The 17,429-nt window shown below is 54.3% G+C and carries 24 protein-coding genes and 1 pseudogene; 11 read left to right on the forward strand and 14 right to left on the reverse strand.

Features of this window, described 5'->3' with window-relative positions:
• Positions 1 to 51 precede the first annotated feature (51 nt).
• Positions 52 to 1,482, reverse strand: coding sequence for a bifunctional D-glycero-beta-D-manno-heptose-7-phosphate kinase/D-glycero-beta-D-manno-heptose 1-phosphate adenylyltransferase HldE (gene hldE, locus ACWAU0_RS07145; RefSeq protein ID WP_458138779.1), 1,431 nt, complete (start codon positions 1,480 to 1,482; stop codon positions 52 to 54).
• Between the two features lie 72 nt (positions 1,483 to 1,554).
• On the opposite strand from hldE, the gene arsC reads away from it, so the two are divergent.
• Entirely contained in the window at positions 1,555 to 1,902 is a 348-nt protein-coding gene (gene arsC, locus ACWAU0_RS07150; protein WP_458138780.1) for an arsenate reductase (glutaredoxin), read from the forward strand.
• A complete protein-coding gene (gene wrbA, locus ACWAU0_RS07155; RefSeq protein ID WP_458138781.1) occupies positions 1,902 to 2,492 on the forward strand; it encodes an NAD(P)H:quinone oxidoreductase in 591 nt (196 codons plus the stop codon). Before arsC ends, wrbA begins: the two co-directional genes overlap by 1 nt.
• A gap of 10 nt (positions 2,493 to 2,502) precedes the next feature.
• Here wrbA and blaOXA read toward each other — a convergent pair whose 3' ends face one another.
• The 8 genes and pseudogenes from blaOXA to ACWAU0_RS07195 form a co-directional block, all read right to left on the reverse strand.
• Positions 2,503 to 3,285, reverse strand: a complete 783-nt coding sequence (blaOXA, locus tag ACWAU0_RS07160) for a class D beta-lactamase (protein ID WP_458139206.1) — start codon at positions 3,283 to 3,285, stop codon at positions 2,503 to 2,505.
• Between the two features lie 186 nt (positions 3,286 to 3,471).
• Positions 3,472 to 3,768, reverse strand: a pseudogene (locus ACWAU0_RS07165) (VOC family protein); the annotation flags it as partial.
• A 46-nt stretch (positions 3,769 to 3,814) separates the two neighbouring features.
• Positions 3,815 to 4,291, reverse strand: coding sequence for an SRPBCC family protein (locus tag ACWAU0_RS07170; protein WP_458138782.1), 477 nt, complete (start codon positions 4,289 to 4,291; stop codon positions 3,815 to 3,817).
• Positions 4,292 to 4,320: 29 nt separating this feature from the next.
• Positions 4,321 to 4,848: an SRPBCC family protein gene (locus tag ACWAU0_RS07175; RefSeq protein ID WP_458138783.1), complete on the reverse strand. Its 528-nt coding sequence runs from the start codon at positions 4,846 to 4,848 to the stop codon at positions 4,321 to 4,323.
• A gap of 25 nt (positions 4,849 to 4,873) precedes the next feature.
• Complete coding sequence (locus tag ACWAU0_RS07180; RefSeq protein WP_033157653.1) at positions 4,874 to 5,230, reverse strand: YciI family protein; 357 nt, start codon at positions 5,228 to 5,230, stop codon at positions 4,874 to 4,876.
• Positions 5,231 to 5,241: 11 nt separating this feature from the next.
• Positions 5,242 to 5,649: a VOC family protein gene (locus tag ACWAU0_RS07185; RefSeq protein ID WP_205452348.1), complete on the reverse strand. Its 408-nt coding sequence runs from the start codon at positions 5,647 to 5,649 to the stop codon at positions 5,242 to 5,244.
• Positions 5,650 to 5,691: 42 nt separating this feature from the next.
• A complete protein-coding gene (locus ACWAU0_RS07190) occupies positions 5,692 to 6,177 on the reverse strand; it encodes a VOC family protein (RefSeq protein ID WP_458138784.1) in 486 nt (161 codons plus the stop codon).
• A 121-nt stretch (positions 6,178 to 6,298) separates the two neighbouring features.
• Positions 6,299 to 6,691, reverse strand: a complete 393-nt coding sequence (locus ACWAU0_RS07195) for a YciI family protein (RefSeq protein ID WP_205452345.1) — start codon at positions 6,689 to 6,691, stop codon at positions 6,299 to 6,301.
• 305 nt (positions 6,692 to 6,996) lie between these two features.
• Here ACWAU0_RS07195 and ACWAU0_RS07200 point away from each other — a divergent pair, with 305 nt between their 5' ends.
• A complete protein-coding gene (locus ACWAU0_RS07200; protein ID WP_458138785.1) occupies positions 6,997 to 7,269 on the forward strand; it encodes a YchJ family metal-binding protein in 273 nt (90 codons plus the stop codon).
• Positions 7,250 to 7,576: a hypothetical protein gene (locus ACWAU0_RS07205; RefSeq protein ID WP_458138786.1), complete on the forward strand. Its 327-nt coding sequence runs from the start codon at positions 7,250 to 7,252 to the stop codon at positions 7,574 to 7,576. Before ACWAU0_RS07200 ends, ACWAU0_RS07205 begins: the two co-directional genes overlap by 20 nt.
• Positions 7,577 to 7,619: 43 nt before the next feature.
• Here ACWAU0_RS07205 and ACWAU0_RS07210 read toward each other — a convergent pair whose 3' ends face one another.
• The 4 genes from ACWAU0_RS07210 to ACWAU0_RS07225 all read right to left on the reverse strand — a co-directional run bounded on the left by ACWAU0_RS07210 (position 7,620) and on the right by ACWAU0_RS07225 (position 11,445).
• Positions 7,620 to 8,111 (reverse strand): DUF4411 family protein, encoded by a 492-nt coding sequence (locus ACWAU0_RS07210; protein WP_033157657.1) that lies wholly within the window; start codon positions 8,109 to 8,111, stop codon positions 7,620 to 7,622.
• Positions 8,108 to 9,247, reverse strand: a complete 1,140-nt coding sequence (locus ACWAU0_RS07215; RefSeq protein WP_458138787.1) for an XRE family transcriptional regulator — start codon at positions 9,245 to 9,247, stop codon at positions 8,108 to 8,110. Before ACWAU0_RS07215 ends, ACWAU0_RS07210 begins: the two co-directional genes overlap by 4 nt.
• A gap of 465 nt (positions 9,248 to 9,712) precedes the next feature.
• Positions 9,713 to 10,939: an RNA polymerase sigma factor gene (locus ACWAU0_RS07220; protein ID WP_458138788.1), complete on the reverse strand. Its 1,227-nt coding sequence runs from the start codon at positions 10,937 to 10,939 to the stop codon at positions 9,713 to 9,715.
• Positions 10,940 to 10,962: 23 nt separating this feature from the next.
• Entirely contained in the window at positions 10,963 to 11,445 is a 483-nt protein-coding gene (locus tag ACWAU0_RS07225) for a MarR family winged helix-turn-helix transcriptional regulator (protein ID WP_205452335.1), read from the reverse strand.
• A gap of 71 nt (positions 11,446 to 11,516) precedes the next feature.
• On the opposite strand from ACWAU0_RS07225, the gene ACWAU0_RS07230 reads away from it, so the two are divergent.
• Positions 11,517 to 12,677, forward strand: a complete 1,161-nt coding sequence (locus tag ACWAU0_RS07230; RefSeq protein WP_458138789.1) for an aminotransferase-like domain-containing protein — start codon at positions 11,517 to 11,519, stop codon at positions 12,675 to 12,677.
• A 1-nt stretch (position 12,678) separates the two neighbouring features.
• Here ACWAU0_RS07230 and ACWAU0_RS07235 read toward each other — a convergent pair whose 3' ends face one another.
• A complete protein-coding gene (locus ACWAU0_RS07235) occupies positions 12,679 to 13,479 on the reverse strand; it encodes a helix-turn-helix domain-containing protein (protein WP_458138790.1) in 801 nt (266 codons plus the stop codon).
• A gap of 147 nt (positions 13,480 to 13,626) precedes the next feature.
• Here ACWAU0_RS07235 and ACWAU0_RS07240 point away from each other — a divergent pair, with 147 nt between their 5' ends.
• The 6 genes from ACWAU0_RS07240 to ACWAU0_RS07265 all read left to right on the forward strand — a co-directional run bounded on the left by ACWAU0_RS07240 (position 13,627) and on the right by ACWAU0_RS07265 (position 17,396).
• Complete coding sequence (locus tag ACWAU0_RS07240) at positions 13,627 to 14,097, forward strand: hypothetical protein (protein WP_458138791.1); 471 nt, start codon at positions 13,627 to 13,629, stop codon at positions 14,095 to 14,097.
• Between the two features lie 341 nt (positions 14,098 to 14,438).
• Positions 14,439 to 15,239 (forward strand): hypothetical protein, encoded by an 801-nt coding sequence (locus ACWAU0_RS07245; RefSeq protein WP_458138792.1) that lies wholly within the window; start codon positions 14,439 to 14,441, stop codon positions 15,237 to 15,239.
• A 211-nt stretch (positions 15,240 to 15,450) separates the two neighbouring features.
• Positions 15,451 to 15,684 (forward strand): addiction module protein, encoded by a 234-nt coding sequence (locus ACWAU0_RS07250; protein WP_494522769.1) that lies wholly within the window; start codon positions 15,451 to 15,453, stop codon positions 15,682 to 15,684.
• A gap of 123 nt (positions 15,685 to 15,807) precedes the next feature.
• A complete protein-coding gene (locus ACWAU0_RS07255) occupies positions 15,808 to 16,212 on the forward strand; it encodes an MbcA/ParS/Xre antitoxin family protein (protein WP_458138794.1) in 405 nt (134 codons plus the stop codon).
• Positions 16,212 to 16,910: an RES family NAD+ phosphorylase gene (locus ACWAU0_RS07260; RefSeq protein ID WP_205452319.1), complete on the forward strand. Its 699-nt coding sequence runs from the start codon at positions 16,212 to 16,214 to the stop codon at positions 16,908 to 16,910. The genes ACWAU0_RS07255 and ACWAU0_RS07260 overlap by 1 nt, the downstream gene beginning before the upstream one ends.
• A 9-nt stretch (positions 16,911 to 16,919) precedes the next feature.
• On the forward strand, positions 16,920 to 17,396 hold the full coding sequence (locus ACWAU0_RS07265) for an MEKHLA domain-containing protein (RefSeq protein ID WP_205452318.1): 477 nt from the start codon (positions 16,920 to 16,922) through the stop codon (positions 17,394 to 17,396).
• The last annotated feature ends 33 nt before the right edge of the window (positions 17,397 to 17,429 follow it).

A 17,429-nucleotide genomic window follows, 5' to 3' on the forward strand; every position in this document is an offset into this window, starting at 1 on the left:
ATGACATCATAGAACGCCAGTCTTATACATACATTGTATTGACGACATGGCCTAGTTGCCAGTTTTATCTCTAATCGTCTGAATAATCGAAGTCGTCGAATGCCCCTCGATAAACGACAAAATCTTCGCTTCGCCGCCGTTGGCCAGCACGCTTTCGTGGCCGGCGATGCTGGTTATGTCCGTATAGTCGCCGCCTTTGACCAGAATGTCCGGCAGTAATTGGTCGATGACTTCTTTCGGGGTGTCTTGCTCAAATTCCACCACCCAATCAACGCATTCCAGTGCGGCCAGCATTTCCATACGATGATCCAGTTTGTTGACCGGGCGCTCCGGGCCTTTCAGCCGTTGCACCGAGGCGTCACTGTTGACCAATACCACCAAGCGGTCGCCCAGGGTTTTGGCCTGTTGTAGATAGCGGACGTGGCCGGGATGCAGGATGTCGAAGCAGCCGTTGGTGGCGACGATTTTTTCGCCGTTTTGTTTGGCGGCGGCGCGCTCAGCCAGCAGGTCAGGTAGGCTGCAGACGCCTTTGTGATGGGCGCGTGGGCCTTGTAAGGCGTTAGCCAGTTCGTCGGTGTTGACGGTGGCGGTACCCATTTTGCCGACCACGATGCCGGCACCGATATTGGCGAGTTGCGTGGCTTCGGCCAGCGACTTTTTCGCGGCCAGACTGGCGGCTAGTACGGAGATCACCGTATCGCCGGCGCCGGTGACATCGAAAACCTCGCGGGCATGCGTTGGTAGATGTAAGGGTTCTTCATTCTTGCTGAGCAGGGTCATGCCGTTTTCGCCACGGGTGACCAGCAAGGCTTGAAGTTCTAGCTCGTTCAGCAAATTCATGCCGCGTTCGACGATTTTCTGTTGATCGGCACAGCGGCCCACTACTGCCTCAAATTCGCTGAGGTTGGGCGTAATCAGCGTGGCTTGCCGGTAAATCGAAAAATCGCTGCCTTTCGGATCGACCAGCACCGGCTTGTTCAGTTGTTTGGCCAAGCGGATGAATTGCTGCACCTGGCTCAAGGTGCCTTTACCGTAATCGGATAGCACAATGACTTGCGATTGCATCAATTCGGCATGGTATAGATGCAGTAACGCATCGCTATCGACATTGTTAAAACCGTCTTCAAAATCCAGCCGGATCAACTGCTGGTGCCGGCTCATCACCCGCAATTTAGTAATCGTCGGATAACCCGGCACCGCTTGAAACAGGCATAAAACCTTGGCCTGTTGCAGCAAAGCTTTCAACGCCGTCGCCGCTTCGTCTTCGCCGGTAAAACCCAGCAGCGATACTTTTGCACCCAGTGCGGCGATATTCAAAGCCACGTTACCGGCGCCGCCCGCCCGTTGTTCGTCTTGTTTGACGTGCACCACCGGCACCGGCGCTTCCGGGGAAATTCGTGAAGTGGCGCCGTGCCAGTAACGGTCCAGCATCAGGTCGCCGACCACCAGCACGCGGGCGGTTGAATAGTTGGGTAATTGCATGGCTTTGGGGGCTTATCCGTGATTCGAAGGGTGCTATTATAGCCGCAACCCGTCATGATTAAGGTGCAAACCATGAGCGTCAGAATCTACCACAACCCGCGTTGCGGCAAATCCCGCGACACTTTGAAACTATTGGAAGCGCAAGGCGTCACGCCGGACATTGTCGAATATCTTAAATCCCCGCCTACCGCCGCTGAACTGCAGGACATTCTGACCAAGCTCAACATCAAGCCGCGCGACTTAATGCGCACCAAAGAACCGGAATACAAAGACAACGGCCTGGACGATAAATCTTTAAGCGATGCGGACTTGATCGAAGCGATGATCAGAATTCCCAAATTGATCGAACGGCCCATCGTGTTGAAAGACGGTAAAGCCGCCATCGGCCGGCCGCCGGAAAACGTATTGGCCATACTCTGATGGCGAAAATCCTGATCCTGTATTACAGCCGCGACGGCAGTACCGCGCGCATGGCCCAGCAGATCGGCCGGGGCGTGGAATCGGTAACCGGAGCGGAAGCGGTGTTACGCACTGTGCCGGAAGTATCCGCGGTGTGCGAGAAAATCGCCGACAGCATCCCGGATGCCGGCGCACCTTATGCAAGCTTGCAAGACCTGGAAACCTGTGACGGCTTGGCGCTGGGTAGCCCTACGCATTTCGGCAATATGGCCGCCTCGTTAAAGCATTTTCTGGATGGCACCACCGCGTTGTGGTTTTCCGGTGCGTTGTCCGGCAAACCGGCCGGCGTATTTACGTCCACCGGCAGCATGCACGGCGGCCAGGAAACCACGCTGTTATCGATGATGCTGCCCTTGATGCATCATGGTATGTTGTTGATGAGCCTGCCTTGCAACGAAATCGCCCTGCGCGAGACGGTCAGCGGCGGCACGCCTTACGGACCCAGCCATGTCGCCGACACCGATGCTGAACTCACCGAGCACGAAAAACGCTTGTGCTGGGTGCTGGGGGAACGTCTAGCAAAAACGGCACTGGCCTTGCGAGCCAGCTAATCCGTTGAGCTTAGAATATCCCTAAGGCCTTAAGGCAGGCCTTGCCAAGTTCGACGCGCTTGGGCGCATCCGCAGCTTGGGTAATATCGATGTTCAAAGCAAAACTATACAGGTGTTGCCCATTCGAAACCCAGCCCACCCACCAGCCGATACCGGGGTTGGGCGCGTTTAACCAGCCGGTTTTGCCGTATAAAACCCGTTCGCCGCTTTGTTCGAGCATGGCGATTTCCCGGACTTTGGCCTGAACATCGGCAGAGAGCGGTAATTGATCCCGCGCCAAGCGGGCCAAAAATGCTGTCTGTTCCACCGCGCTGATTTGCAGCGGACCATCCAGCCAAAACCGATCGACTTTATCCCCTATATCGGCGTTACCGTAGCCCAGGTTGGCAACTCCCTCGCGCATCCGCTCGTGGCCGATGCGCCGCGCCAGTGCTTGATAAATCGGCACGTTGGATAGTTTGATAGCCTCGCGCAAGCCCATATCCCGTTCCCAGTCTTTGATCATTTGTGCTTGGCCGCAGTATGGCAACGGTTCGTCTACGCTACTGACCGCGCCTACCGACAAGCCGATCAAACTATTGGCAATCTTGAACGTCGAGGCCGGGATGAAGCGGGTTTCCGCGCGAAGTCGGTCGTGGCCGATTAGCCTATCCGCATCGACATCGTAGGCTACGAAAGTGCCATGCACGCCGGCTTCGCTGAACAGTGTGGCGAGCGCAGGACTATCCACCCATTCGATGGCGTTAACCCGGCCGGCAAGTAGTAACAGTAGAGTGGCGAATAGCGGTTTCATCAGGATTGTGCGTAGGCTAGTTTTAAGGTGTCTATGTCTATTTTGGTTATTTTCAGCATGGCCTGCATCACCCGTCCGGCTTTTACCGGGTCGGGATCGCTGATCAATTCCAAGCAGCACATTCGGCACGATCTGCCAAGTAACGCCAAATTTGTCTTCCAGCCAGGCGCATTGATTCTGCTTGCCGCCCGCGGATAGTTTTTCCCAATAGTGGTCCACTTCTGCTTGAGTTTCGCAGTGTACGACAAACGAAATTGCTGGGGAAAACGGTTGCATCGGGTACGTCGGGCCGCCGTTGAGCGCGGTAAATACTTGTCCGTCCAGCTCGAAATTGGCAGTCATCACGCTGCCTTTCGGTCCCGGTCCGGCGTCGCCGTAGCGGTTGACACTCAAGACTTTGGAGTCTTTAAAGATAGACAGGTAAAAATTCATCGCCTCTTCGGCTTGGTTGTCGAACCATAAAAACGGAGTGATTTTCGGCATGCTGTTTACTCGGTAAGTGATAAAAAGTGATGACCGGATTCCCGGCTTACAAGCCGGCTACCAGCTCGGCCAGTTGGTCGGTGGCCTTGCCCCAGCCTTCGTGAAAGCCCATTTCTTCGTGGGTTTTCCGGTCTGCCGCGCTCCAATGCAAAACGCGAGCGGTGTAGCGGGTTTTGCCGGCTTCAGGTGCAAACGTGACAATGCCGGTCATAAACGGTTTTTCAGACGGTTCCCAGGTACATGTGTAGGCATCGGTAAACACCAAACGCTCGTTTGGCACGACTTCAAGATAGATTCCTTGGTTTGGAAACTCCTGGCCGTCCGGGCTGCGCATCACGATGATGCTGGTGCCACCGGCTCTGACATCGAGTTCGGCAGATGCCATCGTCCAAGGCTTCGGACAAAACCACTGCTTGAGCAGCGCCGGTTCGGTCCAGGCTTTATAGAGTTTCTCGGGTGGCGCATCGATCAGGCGCGTCAGCATTAATTCACGCGATTCAGCTGTTTGTTCAGTTGGATTCATGGCTTTTCCTATGCAATTGAAATAGACAGTTACTTTTCGGCGATGGTCTTTAGCTTAGCTAAACCTTCCTCGAATTTGCCGCCTATCATTTTGTCCATGCTGAACACCAGGCTCATCACTTTAGATAGGAAGGGGCTGGGGCCGTATATGGCCTGAGTGACATGAGTAATACTGCCTTCAGCTTGCAACGTAAATTCCACGCTGTTCTCGGCTGGAAATGGCTTAATAAAAGTCAGCCGCAGCATCAGCTTTACGGGTGGATTGGTCTCCAGAATCTCCATGCGACCCTGGCCTATCTCCTTGTTGCCTTCCCATTCATAGACTGAGCCCGGCCCGCTGGCCGCGCCGCTGTATGAGCGCTTCATGCCCGGATCGACTTTCTCCCAAGCCGACCAGGTTTGCATATTGTGCAAATCGCTGATCAACGGAAAAATCTTATCCGGGGCCGCTTTGATGGTGATGGAGCGTTGTACGCGGAAGGTATCGGGTTTGCTTGCCGCATAGATCAGCAGCGCGACGACTATGATAACGAGAACGATAAGGATGGTTTTGATCATGGTCTGCTCCTAAAGCATGGTAAGTTCAATCGCCGGGCAAACCCGGAATCTCGATCAGCGGCCGCACTTCGACGGTACCTTTGCGTGCCATCGGAATCTGTTCGGCGATAGCGAGAGCCGCGTCCAGATCCGGGACGTCGACCAGATAGTAGCCGCCCAGTTGTTCGCGGGTTTCCGCGAACGGGCCATCGGTGATGAAGCGTTTGCCGTCGCGCACCCGCACGCTGGTCGCCATGGCTGTGGGGTGTAACGGGCTGGCGGCCAGATATTGGCCGTTGGCTTTGAGCTTGTGCGCGAGTTGGGTGGATTCGGCATAACAAGCTTGCCGGTCGGCTTCGTCCAGGCTGTGTTCTTCGAGATAAATCAGTAGCATATATTTCATCGCTTTCTCCGTTAGTGCTGGGATACCGCATCCGGTGCCATGTAGACCAGTTCCCAGATATGGCCATCCAAATCCTGAAAACCGTGCGCATACATAAAGCCGTGGTCTTGCGGCTGGTTATAAGTGCTGCCGCCGGCTGCAACCGCCTTACTTACCATGTCGTACACCGCCTCGCGACTTTGGCAGGATAAGCAGATCAGTACTTCCGTGCTTTTCGTGGCGTCGCAAATGCTGTTGGGCGTAAACGTGCGGAACTTGTCTTCCGTCAACAGCATGACGAAGATGTTCTCGCTGAAGATCATGCAGGTCGCGGTCTCATCGGTAAATTGCGCGTTGAAGGTGTAGCCCAGCGCGGTAAAAAACGCCACGGATTGATCGAGATGTTTTACCGCTAGATTGATGAATATTTGATTGTTCATATTGCTTCCTTTAAAGGTGCGAGGATGCCGAAATCGGCCGATTTAAGGTTTACCGGCTGTTGCCTGAGCGGCGAAGAAAGCCTCCATTCTGCCCTGAAATTCGCTGGGGTCGACGTCTTCGATGTGCGTGGCGATCAGCCATTTATGACCAAACGGGTCGGTCAGCGCGCCCATTCGGTCGCCCCAGAACTGGTCGGTGGGTGGCATGATTTCTGTTGCGCCGGCTTGTATGGCGGCGGCGAACACCGCATCGGTATCGGTGACATAAAGGTGCAGTTTCACCGGCGTACCGCCCAGTGCCTGCGGCGAAATATCGCTGCAATTCGGATTCTCGTCGGCCAGCATGAAATGCGAATCGCCGATTTTAAATTCGGCGTGGGCGATAAGTTCGCCGGGCGCGTTGAGGCGCATTAGCTCGGTGGCGGCAAAGGCTTTTGCATAAAATTCCAATGCCGCCGCCGCGCCGCGCACAACTAGGTAAGGAGTTAAGGTGTGGTGACCGTCGGGGATAGGTTTGATGTTGTTCATGGCTGTGCTCCTGGTTTAAGGTTTGTCGTGGAAAAAAGATTGCTTACATCTGTTGTCGAACCGCGAATGCCGAAATCGACAAGCCGCGGAAATTTTTTCCACTAGTTGGCAAACTTGCCGGCTAACGCAAATTGTCCGGTTCCAAAAAACCCAACGCTTGCAGCGTTTGCCGGTCTTCGGCTATCGGCCGCACTTCCACGCAACCGTGTTTTGCCCCTGGAATGCGCGCGGCCACCTGGATAGCCTCGTTTAAATCGTTAGCCTCGATCAGATAATAGCCGCCGAATTGTTCCTTGGTTTCCGCGAACGGGCCGTCGGTGATGCTGACTTTACCGCCGCGCACCCGCAGCGTGATGGCCGCATTGGCCGGCAGCAGCCGATTGCAGCTCAGGTAATGGCCGCTGTTGCGGATAGCTTGGGTAAATTCGGCGTATTCGTCAAAGTGTTTGGCCGCGGTCTCATCGGTCATCTGTTCCATCACGGTTTCGGCGCAAATCAGGCATAGGTATTTCATGGTCAACTCCTGGGTTAAAAATAATGTTCGCACTGAGTAGTCGTCCGGCGCCGGGCATATTCGACAATTGGAACGTTTTTATCGTTGAAACAGGCTATCGAAAGTGGTGTCGATGCATGGCGACAATTTCCAGTGCTTGCCCTGAGCCGAAGCCGGCTGTCGCTTACCATTGAAAGATCGACCTCAATTTTTCGCAACCTAACCGGAGATCAATGATGACGCTTTGCCCTTGCGGCTCCAAACTGGATTATGTCGAATGCTGAGGCCCGATTATCGACGGTGCGCCGGCGCCCACCACCGAAGCCTTGATGCGTTCGCGCTACACGGCTTTCGTACAACGCAAGCTGGACCATGTCGAACGCACCCATGCGCCGGAAATCAAAGAGGATTTTAATCGGGCTGAAGCCGAGCGGATGGCGGAAGAATGCGAGTGGCGCAGCCTGGAAATTCGCAACGCCACGGAAATGGCGAATGGCTATATGTCACCAGCGGGGCGCCACGATAAAACTAGCCAACCGGAAAGAATTGGCGGCGCCGGTATTTGCCGACAAGAAAATCTTGTCTCGCGAGGATTTTGATGCAGAAAGGCAGGCCTTGGAGGAACAGATCCCGCAGATTCGCCGCTATGTGGACTATATGTTGAAGTACACGCCACAGCTGGTCGATAGTCTGGTCAAAGTGTCGCTTAAACCCAAAGGCGGACAAGTGGTGACCAGCCTGTCGTCATTCTTGACCGCGATTCGCCACCCCAATGCCCAACAGCAACTAGCGGTTTTGAAAGGTTATGTAGAAAAAATCGCATCGGAACCGGGCCTGGCGGAATTTCATCGCCATCACATTTCCGAGGTCAAAGAAATGCAGTATTTATCTCAGCTAGCCGGATAACTATTCTACGATTGCCGGTTGTCACAACTCAGTGCATTTTGCTTTAGTGTTCCAAAACAAACCGCGCATCCAATTCCCGCAGAAACTGAAACGTATCCAGGCAAGGCACACCGAATTGCAGGCAAATGTTGGGAACTTTGACTTTCTTAGTGTTCGGCGCCAGAAAGGCTTCGTGGGTGACCACCGTTGCCCCAAGGGTTTTAGCTTTGGCGATGAGCCAGGGATCGGCTTTTGCTAAGAAGTTGTCGCGGTTGCCGGGGTTATAGTCGCCGGCTGCGACACTTTGAACAATTTCGGAAAACACCGACTGGGTTTCGGTGTCGTCGTTGTTGATGAAGTGTTCTGAGCGCGCCTTGGCCCATGCGGCTAGTTCGTCGTGACCGTCTTTAAGTTCCTTGCCTATCATCTGAACACTGGCGACCAAACCCGCTTGAAATTGCCTATCCAGCCAATCCCAATAAGCCGGACAGATGTCCATGCCGTAATAGAAATTCTTGGCTTGTATGTAGGTATTGGCATCGAGAAGATATTTCAAACGCCCAACTCCTTGGCAAAGGTGGCGATTTTGTCGGGTTTGATACCACCCAATAACTGGCTGGCTTCACGGAGTAAAAGTTGGCCGCTGAGAGCCTCACTGACGACCGCGCGGGAAAAACGCTGGCTAATCTGGGCTTTTTTGGTACGGTAATAACCGGGGCCGCCGTTATCGTCGCGATCCTTATAAGTCGCTTGCTGGGTGTTGATATAACGCTGGTATTCGTCCTGAGTTATGTAGTTTAAAGCCAGTGCGCGGCGCGCCAAGGTCCACGTACTGACGTGGAAATGCGATTCCAAAGTCGGCAAATTGGACTGCCAGTTGTCCAGATCATGCCTCCATATGGTCTGAAATTCAGTGGCCGGGACTAAAAACTCGGCGGCTACCGCATTACAAAGAATCTCTTCTGCCCGATGGGTTTGCGTGCTAGCGTCGGAAATGCCAGACTGGCCGATCCAGATATGGCAGAGTTCGTGGATCAGGGTGAACAGCCGTGCACCCAAGGCATCTGCATGGTTGACGAAAATGATCGGCGCGTAATCGTCAGCAATTGCAAAACCTCGAAACTCTTCGACGCGCAATGGTCGCGTGTAGTGACCCAAATCGCTTTGGCGCATCACCAACACCCCTACAGACTCGATACGGTTGACCAGATCACGGTAATAATCTTCCCAGCTGCCGCGTTGCGGGTGATTGCCGACGCCGAGCGCGGTGCGAATGTCGCGCACGATGGCGGTTACCCCATCTTTGACGGCAAAACGGCCAACGATAGGATTTGGACCGACAAGATGCTGTTGCAAATAGTCTTTGTACCATTCCTGGCGCTGTTGCATCAGCTTGATCAGATCGAGCAATTCCGCACTGAGTCTACGGTTGATTTGGCCTTCGATCGTTCTTAAATCGGGAATAGGCAATTCGTCGATTGGCGGCTGGGCAAGGAACAAATAGCCGAATGGGATATGTGCTTTTTCAGCGTAAGTCATAGCTTGCTTGAAGGTCAACGGCTGGTAGCCGGATTCCCATGCGCTGAGTTTATCTAGGCTGACACCGCATTTTCGCGCAAATTCAGACACGGCAATGCCGGAGCGCTCGCGCGCCCAGGTCAGCATGGTAGTGTTGATGTTGGCGGTAGTCATAAGTCTATTTTTTTCTTCCAACTATTCGATCATTAAAACATTTATAGCAACTTGTCGATACCGAGTGCTGCGATTCGTTTTGTATTGATTCCGCTGTGCCAACGCGGCGAGATTGGCAGGCCTCATTATAGGCAATACTTTGAACCTAAGCGCATGAATTACAAATAGTAATTATTTCTTCCTAATGAGATTGTCTGAGCTCTACTTGTTTGATCCACGGGCAATTAGCCGACGCCCTCGATTCCACTACCGCTGCATCAAGGCTACAATGGCTCGACTTCAATCGACGCAATTTCGTGGCGGGTGGCACCTATTTTTACGTCGGGTGGGCTTTGGCCGAACTTGTTCTATCAGAAAGATGGGGCGCGAAACTTTTCATTTTTGGTATCAATAAGCGGGTATGGCGCGCGACTAAAACAATGAGATACCGCTTTAAAATCAATTGCCCATTTTTCACTAATTCTGTTACTCGACACGGATTTCCTGCAATCTGCGCGCCAAAAAACGCCGTTCAGGTTCCTGCCGCGCCAAAGCCAGGGCTTGTTCGTAAGCTGCGATAGCTTCGTCGGTTCTGCCCAGACGCCGGTACAAATCTGCTCGGGCCGCGTGCGCAAGGTGATAATCGCTAAGGTCGCCGTTCTGTAAAATCGCATCGATCAAAGCCAGCCCGGCTGCCGGTCCATCCCGCATCGCTACCGCGACGGCCCGGTTTAATTCGATCACCGGCGAAGCAGCGATGCGCAACAAGACGTCGTAGAGTGCGACGATTTGCGGCCAGTCCGTGGCGGCGGCATGGCTGGCGTTAGCGTGCAGCGCAGCGATAGCGGCTTGCACGGTATAAGGGCCAAAGCGCCGCGATCCTAAGGCTTTCTTTACCAGCGCCGAGCCTTCCTCTATGCGTTTCCTATCCCACAAGCTGCGGTCTTGGTCGTCCAACAAAATCAGTTCGCCGTCGGCGCCGGCTCTGGCGGCGCGGCGCGATTCGTGTAACAGCATCAACGCCAACAAACCTTGCGCTTCCGGCTCCGGTAGTAATTCGACCAGTAAGCGTCCCAAGCGTATCGCTTCTTCCGATAAATCGTGCCGGGTTAGCGCGTCGCCGGACGAAGCGGAGTAACCTTCGTTGAACACCAGATAAATTACCCGTAACACGGAATCCAAGCGTTGTGGTAGCTCGGCCGGCGCAGGCACTTGATAGGGAATCTTGGCATCACGGATCTTGGTTTTAGCGCGGACGATGCGTTGGGCCAGCGTCGGTGTCGGCGTCAGAAAGGCGCGGGCGATTTCCTCCGTCGCCAAGCCGCAGACTTCGCGTAGCGTCAATGCGACTTGGGCATCCGGGGATAATGCCGGGTGGCAACAAGTAAAGATCAGCCGCAGGCGGTCGTCTTCCAAGCCTTCGTCATCGGTGTCGCCGTGTTCGCTGGCTGGATCCGCCAAGGTATCGGCATCTTCCAGCACGTCGAAGCGGGCTTGCCGGCGCAGGCCGTCTATGGCCTTGAAGCGGCCGGCCGACACCAACCAGGCGCGTGGATTGGCTGGTAAGCCGTCGCGCGGCCATTGTTCGAGCGCGGCGCGAAAGGCATCGTGCAACGCTTCCTCGGCCACATCGAAATCGCCGAGCAGCCGAATCAAGGTGGCCAGCACATGGCGGGATTCGCTTTGGTAGATGGCGTCGATTTTTTCGCGCACTGTCGTTTCGCCTCCGTCGGCTTTCAGCCTTGTGCACTCAAGCTACGCATCACTTCATGCCAGCCGGCTTCGGCTTCGGCGCCGACTTGCGCGAATACCGTTTGCAGCTGTTGCATCTGGGTGCCGGTCAGTTGCGCTTCCAATTCCGCGCCGTCCGGCGTTAAGCTGAGTTCGCGTACCCGCTTGTCATGCGCGGCCGTGTCTATCATGACCAGCTGCATGTCCATTAACTGCCGCAATGGTGCGTTCAAAGCTTGTTTACTAACGCTGAGCATGCCCAGCAGCGCGTTCACGGAAATCCGCGGGTTGCGGCCGACGAAATACAAGATCCGGTGATGTACTCTCCCAAGCCCGCGCTCGGCCAGGATGCGGTCCGGCTGTATGGTAAAGGCGCGATAGCCGAAGTAAAACTGCTCGATCGCCAGGCGCAACGCGGCTTCGCGCCTTTCCGGCGTCGGCATTTCATCAATCGGGGGAGTATCGATAGCGGCTATTTGGTCAACCATGTTGACATTATAGGCAGGCAGCCGTTAGCATGGCTATAGGTCAACTTTATTGACATTTATCAGCGCTCGCCATGAACTCATTTTTACTGCAACATCCTATCCGCTTTTCCACTCGTACCCAAGACCTGCATCCGTCGCCGATCCGCGAAATCCTGGCTGTTGTCGACCGACCCGGCATGATTTCCTTTGCCGGCGGCTTACCATCGTTGGAAAGTTTTCCGCAATTCAACCTGCAAGCCATGCCGCAGCACATGCTGCAATACGGTGCCAGCGAAGGCGAAGCGGAACTGCGCGAGCGGATTGCCGAAGACATGCAAAGCTTGGGCGTCCAATGTTCGGCTGAACAAGTGTTGATTCTGTCAGGGTCACAGCAAGGCATCGATTTGGTCGCCAAACTGTTCATCGATCCCGGTACGCCGGTAGCCGTGGAAGCGCCGACCTATCTGGCGGCATTGCAGGTGTTTCGCTTTTTCGGCGCCCGTTTTGTTCCTTACGATGCCGGGGTTACCGGTCTGGGTACTTTTGAGCGGGAAAAGCCGGCGTTTGCCTATGCAATTCCGACGTTCCAGAACCCCAGTGGCCGTTGCTTGGATGCATCGGCACGTGCCGCCTTGGCCGCAGCCTGCGATGCGGCGAATATTCCTTTGTTCGAGGACGACCCTTACCGTGATTTGGTGTATGACGACTGCGAGCGCACGCCGGTGTGTGCTCAGTTGCGGCACGCGCCGTGGATTTACCAGGGATCGTTTTCGAAAAGTCTGGCGCCGGGCTTGCGCCTGGGTTATCTGGTGGCGTCGCCGGAATTAATGCCTTTTTTGACCCGGCTGAAGCAGGCTGCCGATTTACACAGCAATCGCATCAGCCAATGGTTGGTGCTGCAACAGCTGAACGATCAAGATCGCAGCCAGCAGCTAGTGGAACTGGCCGGACATTATCGCCAGCGCCGCGATGCGTTTGAAGCCGCGCTACGCCGGCATTTTTCCGATCTGGCCGTTTGGCAAACGCCGCCCGGTGGCTTATTTTTCTGGCTGACGCTGAACCGTCAAATCGACACTCGCAAGCTGTTGCCCAAGGCTATCGAAGCCAGCGTGGCCTTTATGCCCGGCGAGCCATTCATGCCGGTGGATGTGCAGGCCTGCGGCCAGCTGCGTCTGAATTTCAGTCACGCCGACGCTGGACAGGCCGAGCTCGGTTTGCGGATTTTGGCAGGCTTAGTTAGGGAGTTTGGTTGAGTTAGCGTTGCAGCCGCGCCAAATTATGCAGGCCTACGGTGGGCGCGGCGCCGAAGGTCTTACGAAATTCGTGGCTGAAATGGGCGGAATCGGAAAATCCGCTGGCATGGGCGGCGGTCGTGAAGTTGTGGCCCTTGATCACTTGTTGTATGGCCTGCCGCATTCGATTCCAGCTGCGATAACGGCGAAACGGCACACCGATCTGCTGGGAGAACAGATGCTGAAACCGGGACGGCGACAGTCCGACATGGGCGGCCAGCGTCATAATCGAGGTCAGGTCGTCACCGTGCGCGAATAAAAATTCAACGATTTCGCCGATGCGTGGGTCTAAGCTGTCGGCTTGAGACCGGCGTTTCGAAAAATCCAGCAAATCGGCTAAGGGCTGCGCGCTCCAATGCGGATCGTAACGAGCCTCGTACAGATCGCGCATGAAGGCGATTTCACCGCCGTAACCCACCAAAGCGCCGTTGACCGAGCGGGTGTTGCTGGTCAAGGGCAGTAGTGCTTCGACGCCGGCAATGGTCGGTTCGATGTAAAACACCGCCAGCGGATCGCCGCCCACATCCAGCTCGTGCCACACACCGGCCGGAATCACCGCAGTACGGCAAGACAGCCAATCGCTACCCGCTATTTTCAAACGAAACTTGCCATACAGTCCGGCCAGAAACACCGGGGCACCGTGTTGATGGTTGGCGTTGTAATACAGCGGGCCGCAAAAAAACGTGCGGCCGCCGCTGATGTCCCACAACGCATCGAAAGGGACGGCGGTAGCACGTTCATACAAGCCTGGTGTATTAGTCATCGTTTAAGCTCCCTGTCGCGTCCGGCTCGCCGGCAGTTTGCCAGGCAGTCTAGTCAATGCACAGGTTGTTGGCAACGGGCTTGGGGCGTTTGCCTTAACCGGCATTCAATCAGCGGGGCTAAGCTCCCCATTACTTTGAGGATAATCATGAGCAAGCAAACATTTCCACCCGAACCGATGGCCAACGTATTCCTACTGGCGTTTGCCATATTCTGCCTGGCGATAGCCTTGGGCATCGCCTGGGTATTGGGTTTTACGCTGTTTTTTCCCGACGGCGCATTGGCCGGCCATTTGGTCGAACGAGCGGACGTTATCCGCGCCCACATTGATTACCTGATGATGGCGCAATTTCTGTTCATTTTCTTTTTATTGTTCCGGCAATACGCCATCGCTCCGCCGGCATGGGTTGTGGCGGCTTGTTGCTTTGGGGCATTTTTCAACCCGCTGTCGTTTTTACTAAGAGGCTTGTCGGCCAAGCCGGCGGCCTCCGCTTTACCGGTCGAACCGCACTTCCCGATTCAGGCCGGCGTCAGTTTTACCCTGACCACGGTCGGTTTTCTAACGGCAGCGATTTTGGTGGCCCGAGCGGCCTGGAAGTCGAGATCGGAACAGGATTAACCCAAATCGTTTGGAGGCGCTTGGGCAGCTAGACAAACCGACTGACAGAGGTTGAGCGTTGGAATATTCTTTGATTAGTTTGGGTCTTAGGTTATCTTTGCAAACAACACCGAGCCAAAATGTTTATTTCAGCGAAAGCGATAGTCTGGAAAACGCAGTAATAAGGAGTTATCCGGCAGATGGCTGGGATTATAAGACAAACGATGTCGTGCTCTTTTCAAGCGTTCCTGCTGAGTTGACCTTTAATTCGAACGTTGGGCGTAACCATAACTTATCCTGCTATGTGCATAGACTCGATCACTTCATTCCTATCTTCCGCGGGAACCGCTGGCTGGCAATTTTTGAACTCAAACATCGTCATAGCATTTGTCGGTGGTTTAACCGGCGCTATTGGTGGTGCCCTTGGTGCACAGCGCATTGTTGAGCGTTCACGGAAGCTAGAAGAAAGTCTAAAGGAGCTTCGATACACAAACGCCGCGATTATGGTCGCCCATACGATTTGCAATGCGGCACTCGCACTAAAGAAGCAGCATGTTCGACCAATGCATGATGCATTTCTACAGCTGAGGGGAGATTTGGAGGCATTTAAGGACAAACGGAATGCCAAGCAAATTGCATCGGATGTTGAGTTCCATCTCCAAATGGATATGCGCACTTACCCGGCTCCAATTTTGCCGGTTGAAACTTTGAAGCACTTAGTGTTCCAGGAACTCTCCGCAGTCGGCAGGCCATTGGCTCTCGTTGCAGTAATCGAGCAGTCCCTAATCGGTTTGAGTGGTGCAATAGCGAAGCGTGATCAACTTGTCCAAAAATTTGCATCGGGCGAAATTCCTGAGAACAACTACGCGCACTACTATTTCGGTCTACCTCTTCCGGGTGGTCATTTGAACCAGGAGTACCCGGATCTTGTTGAGGCCATATATAGCTATACCGATGATCTATCATACTTTAGCTATCAGCTTTGCAATGACCTCATGAAACATGGAGCCAAGGTAAGAGCAGCCCTTACCAAGAAGCCGTCGAAACAATTGCCAAACGTAAGTGAGGCTGATTTTTCCGGGCCGCTAAAGTCAGGACTTTTGCCACCGGACTCACAATACAGCGACTGGGTGAACGCTTTCGTCGAAAGGCCTGAAAAGTGACGCCCATCCAATCGGACGCATATTTTTTGTCGTTCCTCCGTTACGCTTCGCTAATCTGAGCTACTCGGGCTGTCGTCACCCCAACTCACGTTCTGTTCGCCGGCCACACCGAATAATCGAGTTGATGAGTTAGTAGTGCAAGAACTTAAATCGTCGGGCCGCTTATAAGGGTCGCTTTTGATTTTTACCAAAAATGGATACGGTATCCGCCATGAACAATATCTCTATTACCGATATTCTCGAGCTTCCGTTGCAGGAACGCATTCAGCTAGTTGAGCTTATTTGGGACAGCGTCGCCGCAGTGCCTGAAGCTGTGGAAGTATCGCCGGCGCTTAAAGCCGAACTGGAACGACGCATGACTGAGTTTGAGCGGAATCCAGAGTCCGGCTATTCCTGGGATCAAGTAAAATCGTGTCTTAAAGATGGCTCATGGCGTACCGCCTGAAATTTTCCGCACGCGCTTTACGTGAAACGGGCGAAGCCCAAGAATAAAACCAATCCCCCTTTGACAAAGTCCATAAATAGACTTATTTTAAACCAAAGTTTAGATAAGTTGTTTGGAGGACTTATGTTGTCTACCGCTCATGCGCAATTACCCGCCGATAGCGCGCTGGTCGCCAGCGCGGCATTACGGACCTTTTTTAATATCGCCGATGCTTGGCGTTTGAACGTCGAGCAGGCCATGGTGTTACTGGGGCTGGATTCGCGCAGCACGTATTTTAAATGGAAGAAGAACCCGGAAAGCGCCAGTCTTAACGCCGATAAACTGGAAAGGCTGTCTTACATCTTTGGGATTTACAAAGCCTTGCAGATTTTACTGCCCAAGCCGGAAGCGGCGGATGGTTGGTTGCATCAGCCTAATCAGGCCGCGCTGTTTTCCGGGCAATCCGCTTTGCAACGCATGCTGTCCGGGCGGGTGGCGGATTTGTATGTGGTGCGCCAATATCTCGATGCGCAGTGCGGTTGGGCCTGATGTTGCCTGCAAAAATCAGTAAGGTGGATTGGCGACCCTGCTGGCGCTTGGTGCCCAGCCGGTTTCCGCCTACGGGTTTATTCGACAGAGTGGCCGACCCGGCCGATCTGGACGTGGTGTTCGCCATTGAAGCGCTGACTAACGACAGGCTGCGCGACGAAGCCGGCGAAATTAGATTGGTCGCGGCGGCGGATCGGATTGCCGGGCCGGGGACCACGCCTATCATGGCTGCCTTCACTCATCTCAATCCAGAAGGCAGCCGGTTTTGCGACGGCAGTTACGGAGTGTATTACGCCGCTAAGGACATTGATACCGCGATTGCCGAAACCCGTTTTCATCGCAACCGGTTTATGGCCGCGACCCAACAAGCGCCGATTGACATCGACATGCGCAGCTATGCCTCGGATTTAAATGCCGATTTGCACGACATTCGCGGCCGGCAAACCGAATTACCGGAAATTTACGACGCCGACACCGGCAATTACGCCGCCGCGCAGGCCTGGGCCAGGCAGTTACGCGCGGACGGTGCGGACGGTGTCGTCTATTCCAGCGTCCGAGCCGCCGGCGGCGAATGTGTGGCGGTGTTTAGACCGCGTTTGCTGGCGCCAGTCAAGCAAGGCGCGCATTACTGTTATGTGTGGGACGGCCGGCAAATCAGCGCAGTTTATAAAAAAGAACTTTACCAGCCCGGGGTTTAACGGATAGCCATGCTCGACTTGCCAGCACCCAGCCAAGAAAACGATTTTTACGAAACCCATATCCAATTGCTGTTGCACAGCTATCAGCAATTACTGGGCAAGCCGTTGTTGGAAAAGTCCGCAAGCTTATCGCTGGGCCGGCAAGTCTATGAAGTCGATTTCGCCCTGCTATCGCATAACACCGCCGCCGATCCTTTGTTCAATTACGCTAATCAAACCGCGCAGAATTTATTCGAGCTAAGTTGGCCGGAATTTATCGGCATGCCGTCGCGCTTTTCGGCAGAACCGGTCAACCGCGAGGAACGGGAGCGCTTGTTGAATCAAGTCACCAGCCGGGGTTATATCGACAACTATTCCGGCATACGTATCGCCAAATCCGGCCAGCGCTTTTTGATCGAGCGCGCGGTAGTGTGGAATGTCCACGATAGCGCGCAACGCTATGTTGGTCAGGCGGCTTGTTTTAGCGACTGGCGCTTGTTACCCTGAGTCTGACCCTTTCGATCCACTCACTGTCTGCGA

The organism is Methylomonas sp. Uni0009 (genome assembly GCF_054188105.3).